The organism is Streptomyces sp. NPDC107575 (genome assembly GCF_055657265.1).
In genome coordinates this window covers 1,416,295-1,433,827 of the sequence record NZ_JBVKBG010000002.1, presented here as the reverse complement: position 1 = coordinate 1,433,827, position 17,533 = coordinate 1,416,295, and the positions used below count along the sequence as shown (strand labels likewise).

18 protein-coding genes are annotated in these 17,533 nt (G+C 69.8%); 8 read left to right on the top strand and 10 right to left on the bottom strand.

The genetic code is table 11. The features are described 5' to 3' along the window. Positions 1 to 1,015 (top strand): MFS transporter (locus ACZ7L4_RS13165; RefSeq protein WP_472101927.1); only part of this gene is annotated, 1,015 nt, incomplete at its 5' end. Positions 1,016 to 1,117: 102 nt separating this feature from the next. Here ACZ7L4_RS13165 and ACZ7L4_RS13160 read toward each other — a convergent pair. The 7 genes from ACZ7L4_RS13160 to ACZ7L4_RS13130 form a co-directional block, all read right to left on the bottom strand. Further along, complete coding sequence (locus ACZ7L4_RS13160; protein ID WP_472102036.1) at positions 1,118 to 1,954, bottom strand: carbohydrate ABC transporter permease; 837 nt, start codon at positions 1,952 to 1,954, stop codon at positions 1,118 to 1,120. Between the two features lie 11 nt (positions 1,955 to 1,965). After that, positions 1,966 to 2,955 carry a carbohydrate ABC transporter permease gene (locus ACZ7L4_RS13155; RefSeq protein ID WP_472101925.1) on the bottom strand — a complete coding sequence of 330 codons (990 nt, stop codon included), beginning with the start codon at positions 2,953 to 2,955 and terminating at the stop codon, positions 1,966 to 1,968. A gap of 172 nt (positions 2,956 to 3,127) precedes the next feature. Next, positions 3,128 to 4,426, bottom strand: a complete 1,299-nt coding sequence (locus ACZ7L4_RS13150; protein ID WP_472101923.1) for a sugar ABC transporter substrate-binding protein — start codon at positions 4,424 to 4,426, stop codon at positions 3,128 to 3,130. Between the two features lie 257 nt (positions 4,427 to 4,683). Beyond that, the gene (locus ACZ7L4_RS13145; protein WP_472101921.1) at positions 4,684 to 5,739 is read right to left on the bottom strand and encodes a Gfo/Idh/MocA family protein; all 1,056 of its coding nucleotides are present in this window, start codon (positions 5,737 to 5,739) and stop codon (positions 4,684 to 4,686) included. 1 nt (position 5,740) lies between these two features. Continuing rightward, positions 5,741 to 6,589, bottom strand: coding sequence for a sugar phosphate isomerase/epimerase family protein (locus ACZ7L4_RS13140; protein WP_472101919.1), 849 nt, complete (start codon positions 6,587 to 6,589; stop codon positions 5,741 to 5,743). Beyond that, complete coding sequence (locus tag ACZ7L4_RS13135; RefSeq protein ID WP_472101917.1) at positions 6,586 to 7,758, bottom strand: ROK family transcriptional regulator; 1,173 nt, start codon at positions 7,756 to 7,758, stop codon at positions 6,586 to 6,588. Before ACZ7L4_RS13135 ends, ACZ7L4_RS13140 begins: the two co-directional genes overlap by 4 nt. A gap of 113 nt (positions 7,759 to 7,871) precedes the next feature. After that, positions 7,872 to 8,165: a GrpB family protein gene (locus ACZ7L4_RS13130; protein ID WP_472101915.1), complete on the bottom strand. Its 294-nt coding sequence runs from the start codon at positions 8,163 to 8,165 to the stop codon at positions 7,872 to 7,874. A 174-nt stretch (positions 8,166 to 8,339) separates the two neighbouring features. Between ACZ7L4_RS13130 and ACZ7L4_RS13125 the strand changes: the two genes are divergently transcribed. Both ACZ7L4_RS13125 and ACZ7L4_RS13120 read left to right on the top strand, forming a co-directional pair. Beyond that, entirely contained in the window at positions 8,340 to 9,491 is a 1,152-nt protein-coding gene (locus ACZ7L4_RS13125) for a calcium:cation antiporter (RefSeq protein WP_472101913.1), read from the top strand. Positions 9,492 to 9,628: 137 nt separating this feature from the next. Beyond that, positions 9,629 to 10,042, top strand: coding sequence for an FKBP-type peptidyl-prolyl cis-trans isomerase (locus ACZ7L4_RS13120; RefSeq protein ID WP_472101911.1), 414 nt, complete (start codon positions 9,629 to 9,631; stop codon positions 10,040 to 10,042). Positions 10,043 to 10,073: 31 nt separating this feature from the next. Here the strand turns inward: ACZ7L4_RS13120 and ACZ7L4_RS13115 are convergent, their stop codons facing one another. Beyond that, positions 10,074 to 10,475, bottom strand: a complete 402-nt coding sequence (locus ACZ7L4_RS13115) for a hypothetical protein (RefSeq protein ID WP_472101909.1) — start codon at positions 10,473 to 10,475, stop codon at positions 10,074 to 10,076. Between the two features lie 86 nt (positions 10,476 to 10,561). Between ACZ7L4_RS13115 and ACZ7L4_RS13110 the strand changes: the two genes are divergently transcribed. After that, a complete protein-coding gene (locus tag ACZ7L4_RS13110; RefSeq protein ID WP_472101907.1) occupies positions 10,562 to 12,898 on the top strand; it encodes a protein kinase domain-containing protein in 2,337 nt (778 codons plus the stop codon). Here the strand turns inward: ACZ7L4_RS13110 and ACZ7L4_RS13105 are convergent. Continuing rightward, positions 12,895 to 13,326, bottom strand: a complete 432-nt coding sequence (locus ACZ7L4_RS13105; protein WP_472101905.1) for an OsmC family protein — start codon at positions 13,324 to 13,326, stop codon at positions 12,895 to 12,897. The genes ACZ7L4_RS13110 and ACZ7L4_RS13105 overlap by 4 nt on opposite strands. Positions 13,327 to 13,616: 290 nt before the next feature. Here ACZ7L4_RS13105 and ACZ7L4_RS13100 point away from each other — a divergent pair, with 290 nt between their 5' ends. The 3 genes from ACZ7L4_RS13100 (at position 13,617) to ACZ7L4_RS13090 (ending at position 15,413) form a co-directional block, all read left to right on the top strand. Further along, the gene (locus ACZ7L4_RS13100; protein WP_472101903.1) at positions 13,617 to 13,766 is read left to right on the top strand and encodes a hypothetical protein; all 150 of its coding nucleotides are present in this window, start codon (positions 13,617 to 13,619) and stop codon (positions 13,764 to 13,766) included. A 138-nt stretch (positions 13,767 to 13,904) separates the two neighbouring features. After that, positions 13,905 to 14,894, top strand: coding sequence for an LLM class flavin-dependent oxidoreductase (locus ACZ7L4_RS13095; RefSeq protein ID WP_472101901.1), 990 nt, complete (start codon positions 13,905 to 13,907; stop codon positions 14,892 to 14,894). Positions 14,895 to 14,951: 57 nt separating this feature from the next. Then, complete coding sequence (locus ACZ7L4_RS13090; RefSeq protein WP_472101899.1) at positions 14,952 to 15,413, top strand: AsnC family protein; 462 nt, start codon at positions 14,952 to 14,954, stop codon at positions 15,411 to 15,413. A gap of 368 nt (positions 15,414 to 15,781) precedes the next feature. Here ACZ7L4_RS13090 and ACZ7L4_RS13085 read toward each other — a convergent pair whose 3' ends face one another. Further along, complete coding sequence (locus ACZ7L4_RS13085; RefSeq protein ID WP_472101897.1) at positions 15,782 to 16,372, bottom strand: TetR/AcrR family transcriptional regulator; 591 nt, start codon at positions 16,370 to 16,372, stop codon at positions 15,782 to 15,784. Between the two features lie 111 nt (positions 16,373 to 16,483). Here ACZ7L4_RS13085 and ACZ7L4_RS13080 point away from each other — a divergent pair, with 111 nt between their 5' ends. Continuing rightward, on the top strand, positions 16,484 to 17,494 hold the full coding sequence (locus tag ACZ7L4_RS13080; RefSeq protein ID WP_472101895.1) for an NADP-dependent oxidoreductase: 1,011 nt from the start codon (positions 16,484 to 16,486) through the stop codon (positions 17,492 to 17,494). The last annotated feature ends 39 nt before the right edge of the window (positions 17,495 to 17,533 follow it).

The following is a 17,533-nucleotide window of genomic DNA, read 5'->3' as shown; positions in this document are numbered from 1 at the left end:
GGCGACCCTGGTCACCGTCTTCTACGGGCTGCGCGGGATCAGCTACCCCTTCTTCGCCTACGCGTTCCTCGTCTGGATCACCCAGGCCGCCCCCGCGTCCCAACGCGGCACGTCCGTCGGCTGGTTCTGGTTCGTCTTCGGCGCGGGACTGCCCACCCTCGGCTCCCTGGTCGCCAGCGCCTCGATCCCGCTCGTCGGCGAGTTCGGCACCTTCTGGGTCGCCTCGGCCATCGTCGCCGTCGGCGCGCTCATCGCACTGCTCGGCGTGCGCGACCTGCGCCACGCCGGGCCGACTCTGCAGGGCGGCACCGACCACCCCCTGCGCGGGCTGATGCGCGGCATCACGATCCTGCGCAACCGGCAGGTCGCGATCGGCGCGTTCGTGCGGCTCGTCAACACCGCCCCGAACTTCGCGCTGTTCGTCGTGGCCCCGCTCCACTTCACCCGCACGATCGGCTTCTCGCAGCACACGTACCTGCTGCTCGTCACCTGCGTCTACACCGCCAACATCTTCGCGAACCTGTTCTTCGGCGTCCTGGGCGACCGGTTCGGCTGGCGGCGCACGGTGACCTGGTTCGGCTGCGTGCTGTGCGCGGCGGGGCTGCTGCTCCTGTACTACGTACCTCTCGCCGTTGGCCCCAACTTCTGGGTGACGCTGCTGTGTTGGGGCGTCTTCGGCATCGGGCTCGCCGGCTTCGTGCCGCTCACGGCCCTCATGCCGGGACTCGTCCCGCGCACCGACAGCGCGAACGCCCTCGCCGTCTACAGCCTCGCCGCGGGCCTCTCCGCGTTCGTGGGCCCTGCCCTGGTCGGCCTGCTCGGCGGCGCGGCCCACATGACGGCACTGATCTGGACGTTCGTCGGCCTCTACGTCGCGGCCGCGGCACTCAGCACGACCCTCCGGTCGTCGGCTGACCCCGGTCGCCGGCAGAAGCCCCGGCCCGCCGCGACCGCGACAGAGGCGGGACACACCTCCCCCACCGAAGCAGCCACGGATCCGTCGAAGGCCCTCTGAAGCCATCCGCCGAACCCCCGCCCGGCTGGGCCCTCCTGGGCCCCGTCCCCGACGAGGACCAGGACAACAGGCAGTGGCAGCAGGACTGAGCCCGCGGGAGCGTCAGCCCTTGACCGCCCCCGCCGCGAGCCCCGACGCCAGCCGGTGCTGGACCGCCACGAAGAAGATCAGGACCGGGACCGTGACCAGGGTGGAGCTGGCCATCACCGGGCCCCAGCTGGTGGTGTTCTCACCGAAGAACTGGAAGATGCCGACCGCGGCCGTGTACTTGTCGCTGCTCTTCATGAAGGTGTACGCGAAGACGAACTCGTTCCACGCGGTGATGAACGCGAAGATCGACGTGGCGACAAGGCCGGGCGCGACCAGCGGCAGCAGCACGGAGCGGAACATGCGCCACCAGGAGCAGCCGTCGATGTACGCCGCCTCCTCGATGTCCTTGGGCACGGTCTGCACGAAGCCCCGCAGCGTCCAAATGGCGAAGGGCAGCGACAGTGCGGTGTAGACGATGGTCAGGCCGAGGAGGCTGTTGAGCATGTCGTAGTCGCGCATCTGGATGAACAGCGGGATGACGAGCGCCTCGAGCGGCACCATCTGCACGATCAGGACCATGACCAGCACCGAGGTGCGGAACTTGAACTTGAAGCGGGCGACCGCGACGGCCGCGAACAGCGCGAGGGCCGCCGAGACCACGACCGTGCCCAGGCCGACGATCGCCGAATTCAGCAGGTACGTACCGAAGTTGCCGCGTTCGAAGACCGTGGTGAAGTGGTCGAAGGTGAGGCCGCCGGGCAGCAGGTCCGCTCCGCGGCTCTGGGCCTTCGGGTCCAGGGCCGTCGAGACCATCCAGTAGATCGGGAAGAGCGTGAAGATCAGGAGTGCGGCGACGGCCGCCGGCAGACCGACCTTGGAACCGAGGGAGGACCGCGTCGTCGCGGGCATGTCGGTGGTGCTCACAGGTCCTCCTCGCCCTGCCGGAACAGGGTGCGGATGTAGATGATGGTGATCACGAGCAGGAGGAGAGTGAGCAGGACCGCCGCGGCGGCGCCCATTCCGTAGTCCTCCTTGGCGAAGGCCTCGAGGTACGAGTAGACGCCGAGGTTCTCGACCTGCTCGTTCTGGCCCTGGCCTCCGGGCATCAGGAAGATCTGCGTGAACACCTTGAAGTCCCAGATGGTCGACAGGATCGTGACCACGAGGAACACCGGCTTGATGGCGGGCACGGTGACCTTCCAGAACCGCTGCCAGGCGTTCGCGCCGTCCAGCATCGCCGCTTCGTACAGCTCCTTGGGGATGGTCAGGAGCCCGGCGAAGACGGTGATCGCGACGAACGGGAAGCCGTGGTGGACCACGTTGAGGGTCCCGATGGCGTAGAAGGAGAGGCGGTCGGTGAACCAGTTGCTGGAGTCGGAGCCGCCCACCAGCGCGCTGAACAGGCCGTCGCCCGGCTGGAAGAGCCAGATCCACACATACGTGCCGGTCACCGCGGGCATCGCCCAGGCGGCCATGATCGCGGTGGAGCAGATGGTCCGCCAGACCGTGCCGAGCCGGTTGAGGAGCAGGGCGATCGCGGTGCCGAGCGCCACCGTCAGGCCGACGCAGGCCACCGCGAAGAACGCGGTGTTGGGCAGCACCGTCTTCCACAGCAGGTCGCCGCTGAGGAGTTCGACGTAGTGGTCGAAGCCGGTGAAGGTGGCGACGCCGCCGCCGAACTTCACCTCGTAGTCCTGCAGCGACAGGATCCCGACCTGGATCATCGGCCACAGCAGCAGTCCCGCGAGGACGACGAGGGAGGGGGCGAGCAGCAGCCAGGGCCGGGTGAGGGTGGTGCGGCGCTTGCGCCTGAGCAGGCGTTCGGACTCGGGCGAGGGCGGGGGCACGGGCGGCCGGCTGCCCTGGCTCTCCGGGGCGTCCACGGTCCCGGTGGCGAGCGTGCGGTTCATGGGGCGCTCTCAAATGTCGGATGTGCGGGGAGAGTTGAGGGGGCGGCGCGGGAGTGACTCGCCGGTCGGTCCTGGGAGTCACTCACCGTTCGGTCCGGCGAGTCACTCACCGTTCGGCCGTGGGAGTCGCTCCCCGCGCGCCGCCGTCACGTACGCCGTGCGACGAGGGGTGTCACTCGCTCTGCGCGAAGATCGCGTCCATTTCCTTGGCCGCCTTGTCGGCCGCCTGCTGCGGCGTGGACTTGCCCGCCAGGATCGACTGGATCATCTTCGGGATGACCTGGGTGGCCTGGATCTCGGTGTACGACTTCGCCTTGGGGACGCTCGCGCCGCCGTCCTTGAACTGCTTGACGAACGGCTTGACCAGCGCGTCGTCCTTGTCAGGCATCTTGTCGAGGTCGGTGTTGGTGGGCGGCAGGTAGCTGGACTGCTCAGCCCACTTCTTGGCGAACTTGCCGGTGGTGAGGAGCTTGATGAACTCCCACGACAGCGCCTGCTTGTCCGTCTTGAACGCGGAGAGGTAGGAGCCGCCGAGGAACGACGGGGACATGCCGCCGTCCTTGCCGGGGATCGGGATGGCGCCGAGCTTGCCCTTGAGGTCGGGGTTGGCGGCGGTGAAGGCCTTCGGGGTCCAGTTGCCGGAGAGGGACATGGCGACCTCGCCCTTGTTCCAGGCGTCGCCGACCTCCTTCTCGGTCCAGGTGTTCACCTTGGCCGGGGACACCTTGTCCTTGAGCGCGAAGTCGGTGTAGGCGGTGATGCCCTCGACGGACTTCTTCGAGTTGATGCCCGACTTCCACTTGCCGCCCTGCTTCACGGCGAGTTCGCCGCCCGCGCCCCAGATGAACGGTGTCGCGAACATCTCCGCGCCGCCGGCGACGGGGAAGGCGAGCATCTTCGGCTCGTCCTTCTTCAGGGTCTTGGCGGCCGAGCGCAGCTCGTCCCAGTTGGTCGGGGGCTTGATGTCGTGCTTCTCGAAGATGTCCTTGCGGTAGACGACCGAGCGCACGCCCGCGTACCAGGGCATGCCGTACTGCTTGCCGCCCAGGGTGCCCGCGTCCTTGAGGGCGGGGACGAGGTCGTCGGTGAGGCCGGCCTCGTCGACCTCCTTGGAGACGTCGACGAGCGCCCCCTTGTCGGCGAAGCCCGGCACCCAGGTGGTGCCGACCTCGGCGACGTCGGGCACCTGGTCGGCGCCGCCCTCGATGGCGGTGGTGAACTTCCGCTGGGCGCTGGCCCACTGCTGGTACTCGACCTTGATCTTGGCGCCGGTCTTCTTCTCGAAGGCGGCGGCGGCCTCCTTGAAGAAGGGCTTGGCGTCGGGGTTGGTGCCCTCCATGATCCAGACGGTGAGCGTCTTGCCCTTGCCGTCGGTCCCGCCGTCGGCCTCCGAGTCACCCCCTCCGCAGGCGGTCGCGGTGAGCCCGAGTGCCAGGGCGGTGCTGATGGCTGCGATGACGCGTCGGTTCATGGGTGGTGGCTCCTCTTACAGCAGTGCAGCAGGGAAGTGATGGTGCCCGTGATAAGCCCGTGAGCACGCAGATTCTCATCACGTTCTCACCATGAGGTCTAGACCCTTTGGGAAGTGGCGACTGAAACGTGATCCGCGTTGCAAACCGTGCAGCCGGTGCGGGCGGTACGACCCGTTCCGCTCGGCGGTCAAGGAACGGCGGCGGCACGCCAGTTGCCCGGGACGGGCCGGTCCCGGGCAACTGAGACGGCGCCGCGTCAGCGCTCGATCTTCACCTCGGCGCCGCTCTTCGCGGACGCATAGACGGCGCTGAGCATGCGGGCCATCTCCAGGCCCTGTTCCGCGGTGGCGTCGGCCGGTATCTCGCCCCGGCAGATCCGCAGGAAGTGGTCGATCTGGTTCGCGAACCCGGTCTTGAAGTCAAAGCCGAGCGAGTCGATCTGCGGCCGCACCTGCAGCAGGGTGTCGTGCCGCTCGGTGAGCATCAGCAGTTCGGGCTCGATCTCCGCGCCGCCCTTGTCGCCGTGGATGCGCACACTGATCTCGTTGCGCGCGTGCAGCGAGTACGAGGTGTCCACGTCGAGCACCTGGCCGTCCTCGAAGCGGATCTGCGCGGTGACGTAGTCCTCCACGGTGTTGGGCCGGTCCGCGGAGGCGGCACGGTACCGCTTGAGGTTCTGGATGTTGTTGCGCGCGCCCAGCGGCGCGAAGGTGACACCGGACGCGGACACCGCCTTCGGCCGACCCATCAGGTACCAGCACAGGTCGATGATGTGCACGCCCAGGTCGATCAGCGGGCCGCCGCCCGACAGCTCCACATCGCCGAACCAGCCACCCGGGTTCCCGGCGGCCCGCAGCAGCGTGGCGCGCGCGGCGTAGATGTCACCGAACTCGCCCGCGTCCAGGAACCGCTTGGTGACCAGCGCGTTCGGTGCGAACCGGCGTACGTAGCCGATCTGCAGCGCCTTCCCGGTCTCCTCGACGGCCCGCACAAGGGACTCGGCCTCGGCGACGGTGACCGTCATCGGCTTCTCGATCAGTACGTTCTTCCCGGCCCGCAGCGCCGCTTCGGCGATGGGGGCGTGCAGGGTGTTCGGCACGCAGACGCTGACGGCGTCCACGTCCGGGTCGGAGAGGATCTCCGTGACGTCGGTCGTGGCCCGCGGCACGTCGAACTGCTCGGCGCGGGCCTTGGCGCGCTCCGGGTCGATGTCGCACACGGCGACCAGCTCGGCCCGCTCGTTCTTCTGATAGGCACTCAGGTGCTCGGTGGCGATGGCCCCGAGGCCGATCACAGCGATACGCGTCGTCATCTCAGGCCACGCCTTCCGTCGTCAGTCGAAGTATGTTCGCAAGGGATTGCTCGATGGCGGTCAGCGGCGCTTCCATGCCCTCGAATTCCAGGCTCACCGGCACGTCGGGCTTGGTGGCGGCCAGGGCGAGCAGGCCGGGCAGATCGACGTCGCCGTGGCCCGAGACGGCGCCCAGGAGATAGTCACCTGCAAGGGTCTTGAGCCAGCCCTCCCCCGCGGAGCGGCGGATGTGGAAGTCCTTCACGCCGATGGACGCCGCCACGTCGATGAGGTCGGCGGCGGTCTTCCCCGGCACCTCGCCGACGCACAGGCCGTTGCCGAGGTCGAGCGTGACGCGGAAGTTCGGGCGGTCCACGGCGTGCACGAGGCGGGCGAGACGCTCGCCGCCGTTCATGAAGAAGCCGTGGTTCTCGATGGTCGACACCATGCCGAGCTCCGCCGCGTGGTCGGCGACCTGGCGGCAGCCCTCGACGACCTTCTCGAACGTCGACTCGAACTCCCCCGGGTCCCGCTCGCGCCAGGCCCACGGCGCGACGTCGTGCCGGAAGATCCCGGCACCGAAGGCCTGCGCGACGTCCAACTGCCGCCGCAGCCGGTCGACTTCGGCGCCGTCCGCCTCCCGCAGGTCACCGCTCACCAGGTAGTTGACGATCGGCACGCCGACGTTCTCGGCGTGCTTGGCCGTGTCCCGTACGACGCGTTCGTTCTCCAGGTAGTACGCCCCGTCCGTCGCGGCGATCTCGATGTGCCCGGCCTTCGAGGCCGCGACCCAGTCCAGCACACCGATCAGGTCCATCTCGCCGCTGCCGATGAGCTGGCGGAAGCAGTACGAACTGACTCCGAGCTTCACTTGGTGATCCCCTCCACGTCGTGTGTGATGCGGGCCCACGGGCTGGGATAGCCGTGGACCCCGTAGATCTCTGAACCGCACCGGTCGAACGCGTTGCCGACGGCGCCGAGCACCACCGCCTCGCGCCCCAGGCCGGACGCGACGAACGCCGGGCGCTCGGGCGAGACCAGCTCCTTCCCGATCGCGGCCTCGAGCGGCCGCAGCAGCGCTCCGACGTCCTTGGCCGCCCCGCCCCGTACGACCACGACCTCGGGGTCGACCACGAGCAGCACGGTGGCGACCCGCTCGGCGATCTGCGCGCAGAAGTCCTCGACCTCGGCCTGCGCGTCGGCATCGCCCGCGGCGGCGGCGCTCAGCACCTGCGCGCTCGTCCGGCGCGACGACCAGACCAACTGCCCGCGCCGCGCGTTGCGCGTCCAGCGCATGCCGCGCTGCGCGCCGAGTTCGCCCGCGAGGCGGTGACTGCCCTGCCGGATCGCACCGTCCAGCACGATCGACACGGACAGCCGGTGACCGATCTGCAGATAGACGACATCGGAGTACCCGCGGCCCGCGCCCGCGCGCTGTTCCGCGAGCCCGGCCAGCTTGATGTCGTTGTCCACGACCACGGGCATTTGGCCGAGCTCCTTGGCCAGCAGCTCCGCGACCGGCAGACCCGCCAGGTCCGGCATCGCGAGACTGGCCCGCAGCCGCCCGTCCGCCTCGACGACACCGGGCAGCGCGATGCCGACCGCCCGCAGCCGTGCCAGATCGAGCGACGAGCCGGCCGCGGCGTCGAGCGCGCGCGAGATCAACGCGAGATCGGCATGCCGGTCGGCGTGCTCGTCGGGCGCGGCCTCCGCGTAGCCCGCCCGGCGGCCGGACAGGTCGCAGATGACCGCGCGCGCCCCTCGGGGCCCCAGGTCGACCCCGGCGACCAGGCCGCCCTCCCGAGCGAACCGGAAGGCACGCGCGGGCCGCCCGGGCCCCGCCGACGCGGCGCTGACACCCTCGACCATCCCGAGCTCGACGAGGTCGTCGAGCACGGCCCGCACCGTCGGCCGCGACAGGCCGGTGGCCTCACTGATCACACCGATCGTGCACGCCTCGTCGGCCTCGGCCAGCACCCCCAGACACGCGACCTGATTCGCCGCCCGCTCCACCTGAACGGCCTCCCGTGCAGTGTCCATTGCCCCCATCACCTATATGGAAACCGGCTTTAATAAACACGGTATAGGAATGGGTTGACGGGGACAAGGGGTGTCCTGTCGAGCGAATATCAGTGGGCGTCAGCGGCGCCGGGTCACCGCTTCTCCCCCGGGGGCATCGACGGCAGACCGCGTTGTGCGCGCGCACGGTCGGTGAGTTCCTGTACGTGCGCCGCCTGGTGGAGTGCGGCGTGCGCGAGGTCGTGGACGGCGGCCATCAGGTCGATGACGGGCTTGGCCGCAAGGCCGGGGACGGCCGTCGAGCCGATGTGCTCGATCTCCGCGAACAGCCCGGGCACCGCCGCCCGAAGCGCATCGATGGCACGCGCGGCCCGCCGGGGCCAGCTCGGGTCGTAGTCGGCCACATGGACACCCCTGCGCTCCGCCACGGCCCTCACCCTGGTCACCGCAGGCTGCGACATCCACCGAAATCCCGCCCAGGCCCAGCTCAGGACGGCAACCGCCCCGTACTCCGGTACCCTGTGAAGCAGTAGGTGCGCCCGGGACGGCCCGTGCGTGAGAGACAAGCGCCGGGACGGCCCGCAGATTGGGAGATCTGACCCGTGTCGGTCGTCTCTGGCATCCGAAACGTCCTCACTCCCCGGGCCCTGGCACAGCTGCTGCTCGGCTGGATCGCCTTCGGCGCACTGCTCGTCGCGGGCCCCGCGCTGGAGGGTCCGCTCTCGACCCCGGTCCTGTTCGGGCTGCTCGCGGTCATCGTCCTCGTCATCGTGGCCTGCGCCTTCGGGGTCGTCACCCAGGCCGAGCGCCTCTCCCACCGGCTGGGAGACCCCTACGGAACCCTGGTCCTGACCCTGTCGATCGTGGTGATCGAGGTCATCCTGATCTCGTCCGTGATGCTCGGCCCCGGGGAACACGCGACCATCGCCCGTGACTCGGTGATGGCCGTATCCATGATCATCCTCAACCTCGTCGTCGGCATCGCGCTGCTCGTCGCGGGCATCCGCCACGGCAGCCTGCGGCCCAACCGCGCCGGTGTCTCCTCGTACGTGTCCCTGCTGGTGGTCCTGCTCGCGACGGCGTTCGCGCTGCCCGGCCTGATCGGTACCGACGGCGCCTACACGGCCGGCCAGGAGGTGCCGATCCTCGTCTCCACCCTGGCGCTGTACGTGTTCTTCCTCTGGCGCCAGATGGGCGCCCAGAGCGGCGACTTCCAGGAGGTCACCACCGAGCCGGCCGCGTCCGCGGCAGCCACAGGGGGCCCGAGCCACCCCGGCATCAAGGACGTCCTGGCGGCCCACCGGACCGAGGTACTGTCACGCGCCGTGGTGCTCGTCCTCACCGTCATCCCGGTCGTGCTGCTCTCCCACGACATGGCCACCCTCCTCGACGAAGGACTCGGCCGCATCGGCGCCCCGGTGGAACTGTCGGGCATCCTCATCGCGATGATCGTCTTCCTGCCGGAGACGATCACCACCATCCGCGCCGCGTACACCGGAGAGATCCAGCGGGTGAGCAACCTGTGCCACGGCGCCCTGGTCTCCACGGTCGGCCTGACCATTCCGGCCGTCCTCACCATCGGCCTGTTCACCGGCCAGACCGTCCACCTCGCCGAGACACCTGCGAACCTCGTCCTGCTCGGCGTCACCCTGCTGCTGACGGTGACATCCTTCTTCGGCAAGAAGGTGACCGCGGTGCACGGCGGCGCCCACCTGATGGCGTTCCTGCTGTACGCGCTCGTCGTCTTCTCCTGAGGGCGGCCGCCGGAGGGGACGTGCGCCGTGGATCGGCATCGCGTCCTCGACTCGATAGCGTGGGCATCCACTGCACGGGGTGCCCATGTGCCCGGCCGGCCCGTACGACGGGCCCCGACGGAAAGTACTGAGAGGCAATGGACGAACCGCCGAAGACGAAGCCCGAGGTCGATGTCCCGGAGGGCGACGCTCCCACCGAGCTGACCGTCCGGGACCTCGTCGTCGGGGACGGACCCGAGGTGAAGCCCGGCATGGTGGTCAAGGTCCACTACGTCGGGGTGACCTTCGCGTCCGGGAAGGAGTTCGACGCCTCCTGGGACCGGGGCGAGCCGTTCAAGTTCGCCGTGGGCGGCGGCAAAGCCATCAAGGGCTGGGACCGCGGGGTGCGGGGCATGAAGGTCGGCGGCCGACGCGAGATCGTCATTCCCCCACGTCTCGGTTACGGCAAACAGCCCCCCACCCCGTTGATCCCGCCGGGCTCGACCCTCGTCTTCGTGGTGGACCTGCTGGACGCGTATTCCAGGACGACCGGGTGGAGCAACCCCCAGTAACGTACGGCGAGTTGCACCCCGATCCGCAGGCTCAGACTTCCCGCCATTCCAGGAAGCCCTGGTCGTCCACGCAGGGCTCCCACTCGCCCCAGATCTGAAAGCTGAAGCAGCGCAGGGCCTGCGCGGTGGCCTCCAGGAGGCGGGTGAGGCTGCCGAAGGCCGGGTCTTCCGGGAAAGTGGCACCGTCGCCGTGCTCGAACACGCCTACCCTGCCCGCCTCTTCGCCTTCTGCGTGGGTGACGAAGAGCAGGTTTCCGCTCTCGTCGTGGCAGACAGGGATCCAGCGCGGATGCCACAGGGGGTGCTCGCCAGGCAGCGGACGCGGGTACTGGCCCGGGATCTGTGGGTGCTTGTCCCTCAGCCGGCGAATGCGGCGGTCGTCCGCCGCTCCCGTACACACGTGGGCGAAGGCCGACCTCCATAGTTTCGCCATACACCCGACCGTACACACGCCCCGCGCCACAGGGCTACGCTGCGATCACTTTGCTGAACCACGGTGCAATCTGGGGGACTTGAGACGTGGCGGATCGCATACTGGCCGACCGGTACCGGCTCGTCAGGCCGCTGGGCCAGGGCGGGATGGGGGAAGTGTGGGAGGCCCGCGACGAGATCCTGGGGCGCCCGGTCGCCGTCAAGGTGATCTCGATGCTCGCGGGCGGCGGCAGCAGCGCCGACGAGGCACGCGCCCGCTTTCTGCGCGAGGCACGGATCACCGCCGCGCTGCAGCATCCGCACATCGTGACCGTGCACGATGTCGGAACGGCCGTCACCCCCGAGGGCAGCACCCCCTTCCTGGTCATGGAGTTGCTGCGCGGCGAGGGCCTGGAGGCCACCCTCCAGCGGGGCCCGGTCGGCGGCGCGCAGGCGGCCCGGTGGGGCGGGCAGATCTGCGAGGCGCTCGCGGAGGCGCACGCCGCAGGTGTGCTGCACCGTGACATCAAGCCCGCCAACCTCTTCGTGACACCGTCGGACCGGATCAAGGTCCTGGACTTCGGGATCGCGCGGGCCGCCGACGCCTCGGCCACCGACGGCCGCCTCACCCGCACCGGACTGGTCATCGGCACGGCCGCGTACATGGCACCCGAACAGGCCCGCGGCTACCCGGAGCAGAGCAGCGACCTGTACGCGATGGGCTGCGTCCTGTTCGAACTGCGCACCGGCAGGCTGCCGTTCACCGCACCCGACACCCTCGGCTTTCTGACGGCGCACCTCAACGACGCGCCACCAGCGCCCAGCAGCGTCGCACCGGACCTCTCGCCCGCGTGGGACGCGTTGATCCTGCGCCTGCTGGCGAAGGACCCTCAGGAGCGGTACGGCTCGGCCACCGAACTCGGCGACGCGCTGCGCGAACTGGAGGGACGGGCCGCCCCCGCGGCCCCGGTGCCGGCACCGCGCCCCGGACACCCGCCCACCGTGGTCGATCGGGAGCCCGCGCCCGCCGCCCCCGCACGCCTCGATGCCGCCGCCACCGTCACGGCCGCGCGTCCCAGCGCCCCGGAACCCGGCGCCCGCCCCGAGTTGAGCCGCCGTGGACTGCTGCTGGGCGGCGCCGGATTCGCCGCGGTGGCCACGGCCGCCATTTCGGCGGGCGTCTATCTCTCCGCCGACCCCGGACAGGACGCGTTCGCCTGGTCGCACGGCCTCGGCGAACGCCGCGGAGGCTGGGACCAGCCCATCCTGTCCGGCACACGCTGCTTCATCCCCGCACACGACGGCGCCGCGTTCCAGGCGTTCGAACTGTCCACCGGCAAGCACCTCTGGAAGCGCGACCTGCGCCTCGAGTGGCCCCTGGCCGGAGACTCGGAGGCGGCCGCGATCGACGACGGCGAGACCGTGCTCGCGTTGATGCAGCTGCCCCAGGACCGGATCGCCATGCTGTACGTACTCGACGGCGCCACCGGCAGGACCCGCTGGAAGCGGGAACTGTACGACAAGGACGACTACAGCCTGCACGTCCTCGACCGCAGCGGACTGGTGCTCTTCGGCAACGGCGATCCCTACCGGCAGACGGTCACCGCCTTCGACGCACGTACGGGGAGGGAACGCTGGACCCAGCAGTTGGACGACTCAGGCCCCATCGCGGGGATCGGGGACATGGCCCTGGTGGGCTCGACGGCACTCGACGGAGGGACCGGAAAGCGGCTGTGGGACCAGCCCGACATGAATCTGTACACCGATCTGGGCCGGCGCATCAGCGGGCCGCAGCGCACGGATGATGCCGTCCTCTTCCACGACAGGGTCACCAAGAAGCGCATCGATCTCGTCCTGCTCGGTGCCCGCACCGGGAAGGAGAAGTGGCGCGTCCCTCTGGCCGACGTCACGACGGTGGCCCCCGGCAGCATCGAGGAGAAGGATCCCCCGGCGGCCCCGCTCTCCGGCACCACGCTCCTGCTTCCCCGCCTCAAGGGCGAGCGCACCAGCCCCACGGCCATCGACGTCCGCACCGGGAAGGAGAAGTGGACCTTCAAGGGTGAGGCCCCCAACGGGGACCGTGCCCCCGACGCGGTGGCCACCCCCGACGGCTTCGTCCTGCCCACGGCCGACGGCGTCGTCTGCCTCAACGCCGACGACGGCAAGGAGCGCTGGCGGTCCGAGGGCGGTACGGACCTCGACATCGCCTCCGCGGGCACGTACACGATGATCCGGCACACCCGCACCGCCCGGCTGTTCCAGAGCCGGCAGACGACACGCGTCCTGCGTTCCGCCGACGGCCGTACGTTGTGGAAGGGCGAGTTCACGGCAAGCTTCGGCACCAGCGTCCCTCTGGCCGCGGGCCGGACACTCGCCTTCCTCGACCCTCAGGAAAACCTGCGCGGCATCCGCCTACCGGGCCCCGTAGGGACTGAGGATCGCTAGGCGTCCGGCGCCACGGTCGCGGTGACCGGTGTGCCCGCCTCCACGGTGCGGCTCACCGTGCACAGGCGGTCGTGCGAGCTCTTCACGGCCCGCGGCAGGATCGTACGGGACCGGTCCCCCTCAGGCCCGTCGGGGAACGTGACATGGAAGGTGACCGCGAGATCCGTCATCCGGTTGCCACCCTCGTCCTCGACCTTGTCGCCGGACGCCGTGATGGTGAACGTGGCCGGCTCGGCATGCCGCGTCGTGGCGGCCTCCACGTCGACCGCGGTGCAGCCCCCGAGCGCGGCGAGCAAGAGCTCGACCGGCGTGAAGTCCTCATCCGAGCCAGTCCCGAAGGTCACCGTGCCCCCGCGGACATTGGTCGCGGTGAACCGCCCCGGACCGGCACGTTCGATGGACACGGAGCGCAGCGCGTTGTCAGTCATGGGTCTGACAGTAGTGTCCGGCCGGGGGGACTGCCGCCTGCTGCGGCCGGGCCGAGCGGGCATCGGCGGATCGTCGTGGGACCAGCGCCCTCATGGACCTGGACATGCAACGAACACTCGTAGCGGAGATTCACGTGACGGCATCACTGTCATGCAGAAAGACCATGTCCCTCGAAGCAGGATCCGTATACGTCTGGGAAACCGCAGCCGGAGCCACCGGACACGTCCTGATCGACCCGGAAGGGGCAAGTGCCCGCCCCTGCACTCCAGAGGGACAGCCTCTCGGCGACATGACCCTCAACAGGGGTGTCGGGAATGTCGAAAACCCCGCCCCCGACACGCAGTTCCGTCACGCCTTCCTGCTCACGGCATCGGCGATCTTCCAAGAGCGGGAGCGCCGAGGGCACCTGCCTGAAGAGATCACGCGCACCTACTGGTAGGCGCCACGACGTCTTGGTCGGCCTCCGTGCGGCCCCTTGCGCGCCAACCGCTTGTACGGCACGGTCCCTGACACCGTGCCGTACAACCCCAGCCCGCGAGGGGCGGCAGGGAAACCCGGCCCTCGCTGAAGGAGCCCGATGCCTGATCCTCACGCCCGACCTGCCCGCGGCCGTGTCGGTGTCCTGCTGCCCCTGGACCTGCCCTCCCCCGAGGTGCTGTCCTACGCTCGGCGAGCCGAACAGTTGGGCTTCGATCAGCTCTGGGTGGTGGAGGACCTCGGCCGGCGCGGCGGCATCGCTCAGGCCGCATCCGTCCTGGTCGGCACCGCGAACATCACGGTCGGCATCGGCATTCTGCCCGCAGGCGCACGCAACGTGTGCTTCGCCGCGATGGAGTTGGCCACCCTCGCCCAGCTCCATCCCGGCCGCCTCATCGCCGGGATCGGCCACGGCATGCCCGACTGGATGCGCCAGGCCGGCTCCTGGCCCGACAGCCCCCTGACGCTCCTCAAGGAGTACACCACCGCGCTGCAACTGCTCTTGCGGGGCAAGCCTGGGCCCAGGAACGGCCGCTTCGTGCACTGCGAAGGCGTCGTCCTCACCGAAACCCCCGACGCCGAGGCCGTCCCACCGGTTGTCCTGGGCGTCCGCGGCCCCCGGTCACAGCAAGCCGCGGGCGAGGTGGCCGACGGGCTCCTTCTGGCCGAGCCCGCCGCCCCCGCCTACATCACCGCCTCCTTGCGCCACCTGGGGCCCGCAGCCGCCTCAAGAACCCGGGAGATCATCACCTATGACGCCGCAGCCGTCGACGACGACGAGGAAGCCGCCCTCGCTCGCGTCCGTGCCGGCCTGCAGGCAATCGGCGAGCCGGGCTGGGCGGCCCACATCGACCCACTGCCCTTCGCCGCCGAACTGCGCGCCCACCGTGCCGCCTGTTCCAACGCCCAGGAGTTCGCCCGGACCATGCCCGCCGCCTGGGTCCGCGAACTCAGCATCGCCGGAACACCCGACCAGGCCCGCGCGGCGATCACCGCCCGCCACACGGCCGGCGCGACCAGCGTAGTCCTCGCGCCCGTCGGGCCCGATGCCCTGACAGCCCTCGGCTCCTTCGCCCGCGTCCTCCCCTGACACCCCTCTCCATCACCGGACTTGGAGGAGCCCCACCATGCGTTCAGGAGCAGACCCATGAGCGTTACCTGCCATCCCGGCGACGATCAATCGGGCTCCGGCCTCCAGATCACCATCAGCCTGACCGCGGCAGAAGTCGAAGCCCTCGGCGCAGACGCCGAGATCATGGCCGAAGTCCTGGACAGTCATCTATGGGCCCTGGGCATGCTGCGCACCCGCGTCAATTCCCGCGACCCCGGCACACCACCACCCAAGCCTGCCGACTGGGCTGCCGCACTCCTGGGGACCCGACGCCTCCATGACCGCCTCCGCGCGATAGACGACGCGGCGATCCGCGCCCACTCGGACGGCGGCGGCCCGCCCCAGCGCCTCGCCCGTGCCCTCGGAATCAGTACATCCGCCACACGGCGCCGATACGCACGACTGGCCAACAGCCCGCGCAGCAACTGGGAGAAGTGGGCGAGTTCTCAACACTCGGTCGGTCCCGGTTCTGTCGAACCTGGTGGCATGCCCGGATGACCATCTCTGCTGTGCTCTTCGACGTGGACGGAGTCCTGCTGCTGCAGGTTCTGTCCGGCAGCCCGTAGTAGATCGTGACTTCCGGCGACCGTGGGTTCGTCGAGTCCCGCTTTTCGGCAGCGGGGCGTCCTCGTCCCGTAGTTCGGGGCTATGGCAGCGATGTCGAAAACGCCAAGCCCACGCCGGACTGCTTCACCTTGGCCGCGTCCCGCCTCGGAGTCAGCCCCGATGACGACCCACCCGAAGGAATCGCTCTGGCAGGCGCACATGCGTGCCACGTCCTTGCCAGAGGTACAGAACCTCGTGCCACCCACCGGGGACCCGGTGAGTGCCGGCGCTGTGGAAACAGTGCGTCGTGCGCGACCAGTTCAGCGACCCGCAGGGCGGCGCTCCGCCTCGGCACTGCCGCTCTCCCCATCGGCCAGAATCGCGCTCGCGACCACATCGAACAGATGGTCCGCACGGGGCGCCAGCGCAGGCTGGTCGCCGAGCCACGCGAGGGCAGCCACCAGCGCGAACAGATCGGTGCCGTCGATGTCCGTGCGGGCCGCGCCCACGGCCTGGGCGCGCGTGAGGAGTCGTGCGCCGGCTGCGCGCAGGGTGACGCACGAGGCGTGGAGCGCGGATTCGGTGTCCTCGATGGCCGCGGCCATCAGCACGGTCACACCCCGGTACTCCGTCGTCCACGCGACACAGTCGCGCAGCCACGAGACGAGGGCGTCGCGGGGGTCGCTCTCCCTCTCCAGCTCGTCCGCCTTGGCCGTCAGCTCGTCGAAGCTCGTGCGCAGCAGGGCGTCGAGCAGGGCCTCGCGCGTCGGGAAGTGCCGCAGCAGCGTGGCGAGCCCGACGTCCGCCCTGCGAGCGATGTCGCGCAGTGACACGTCGACGCCCTCCTCGCTGATGGCGGCGCCCGCTACGGCGAGCAGCTGGTCGCGGTTCTTCCTGGCGTCGGCCCGCATGTGTCCCTCTTGACTATCCGGATCAGTGGTCCATATATTCGGATCAGTGGTTCACTTATGTGGACCGCCGATCCACATCAGCGTATCCCGCAGTCCAGGCAGGGGAAGAAGATGCCGACACACACGATGCGGGCGGTCCGGCTCCATGAGCACGGCGGCCCCGAGGTTCTGCGCTACGACGAGGTGCCGATTCCCGAGCCGGGTCCGGGTGAGGTGCTCGTCCGCGTACACGCCATCGGCGTCAACCCTCCGGACTGGTACCTGCGTGGCGGGCTGACCACGATCCCCGGCGAACCGGACTCGACGGTCACGCTTCCGGTGATTCCGGGGACGGACGTGTCGGGTGTGGTCGAGGCCGTCGCCCCGGACGTGGACGGCCTCTCCGTGGGCGACGAGGTCTTCGGCCTCCTGCGCTTTCCCAGCTTCAACGGCAGCACCTACGCCGAGTACGTCGCCGCTCCCGCCTCCGACCTCGCCGTCAAACCGGCCGGCATCGACCACGTGCACGCCGCCGGGGCACCCATGGCCGGCCTCACCGCGTGGCAGTTCCTGATCGACGTCGGTCACGATCACCCTTCCCCCTTCCAGGAGGCGCGGCATCGCCCGAGGGCGCTCGACGCCGGCACGACGGTGCTCATCAACGGGGCAGCGGGCGGCGTCGGGCACTTCGCCGTGCAGCTCGCCAAGTGGCAGGGCGCGCAGGTCATCGCGGTGGCATCCGGCGGGCATGAACCGTTCCTGAAGGACCTCGGCGCCGACCGGTTCATCGACTACACCAAGAGCCGTCCCGAGGAACTCGTACGCGACGTCGACCTCGTCCTGGACACCGTCGGCGGCCCCCACAGCAGTCGCTTCCTGCCTACGATCAAGCGCGGCGGCGCCCAATTCCAGGTATTCCCCGGGGACTTCGACCCAGACGACGTCGCGAAGCTGGACGTCACGGTCTCCACTGCCCAGGTCCGGTCGAACGGCGCGCAGCTCGCCCAGCTGGGACGCCTGCTCGACGCGGGCACGGTCCGCGTCGCGATCGACAGCACGTTCACGCTGGCGGACGCACGAGCCGCCCACGAGCGAGCCGCCCAGGGGCACATCCGCGGCAAGATCGTGCTCACCGTCGACTAGCGCGGCGTGCCCACGGCGCGCGGCGCTCTTCGCACCGCG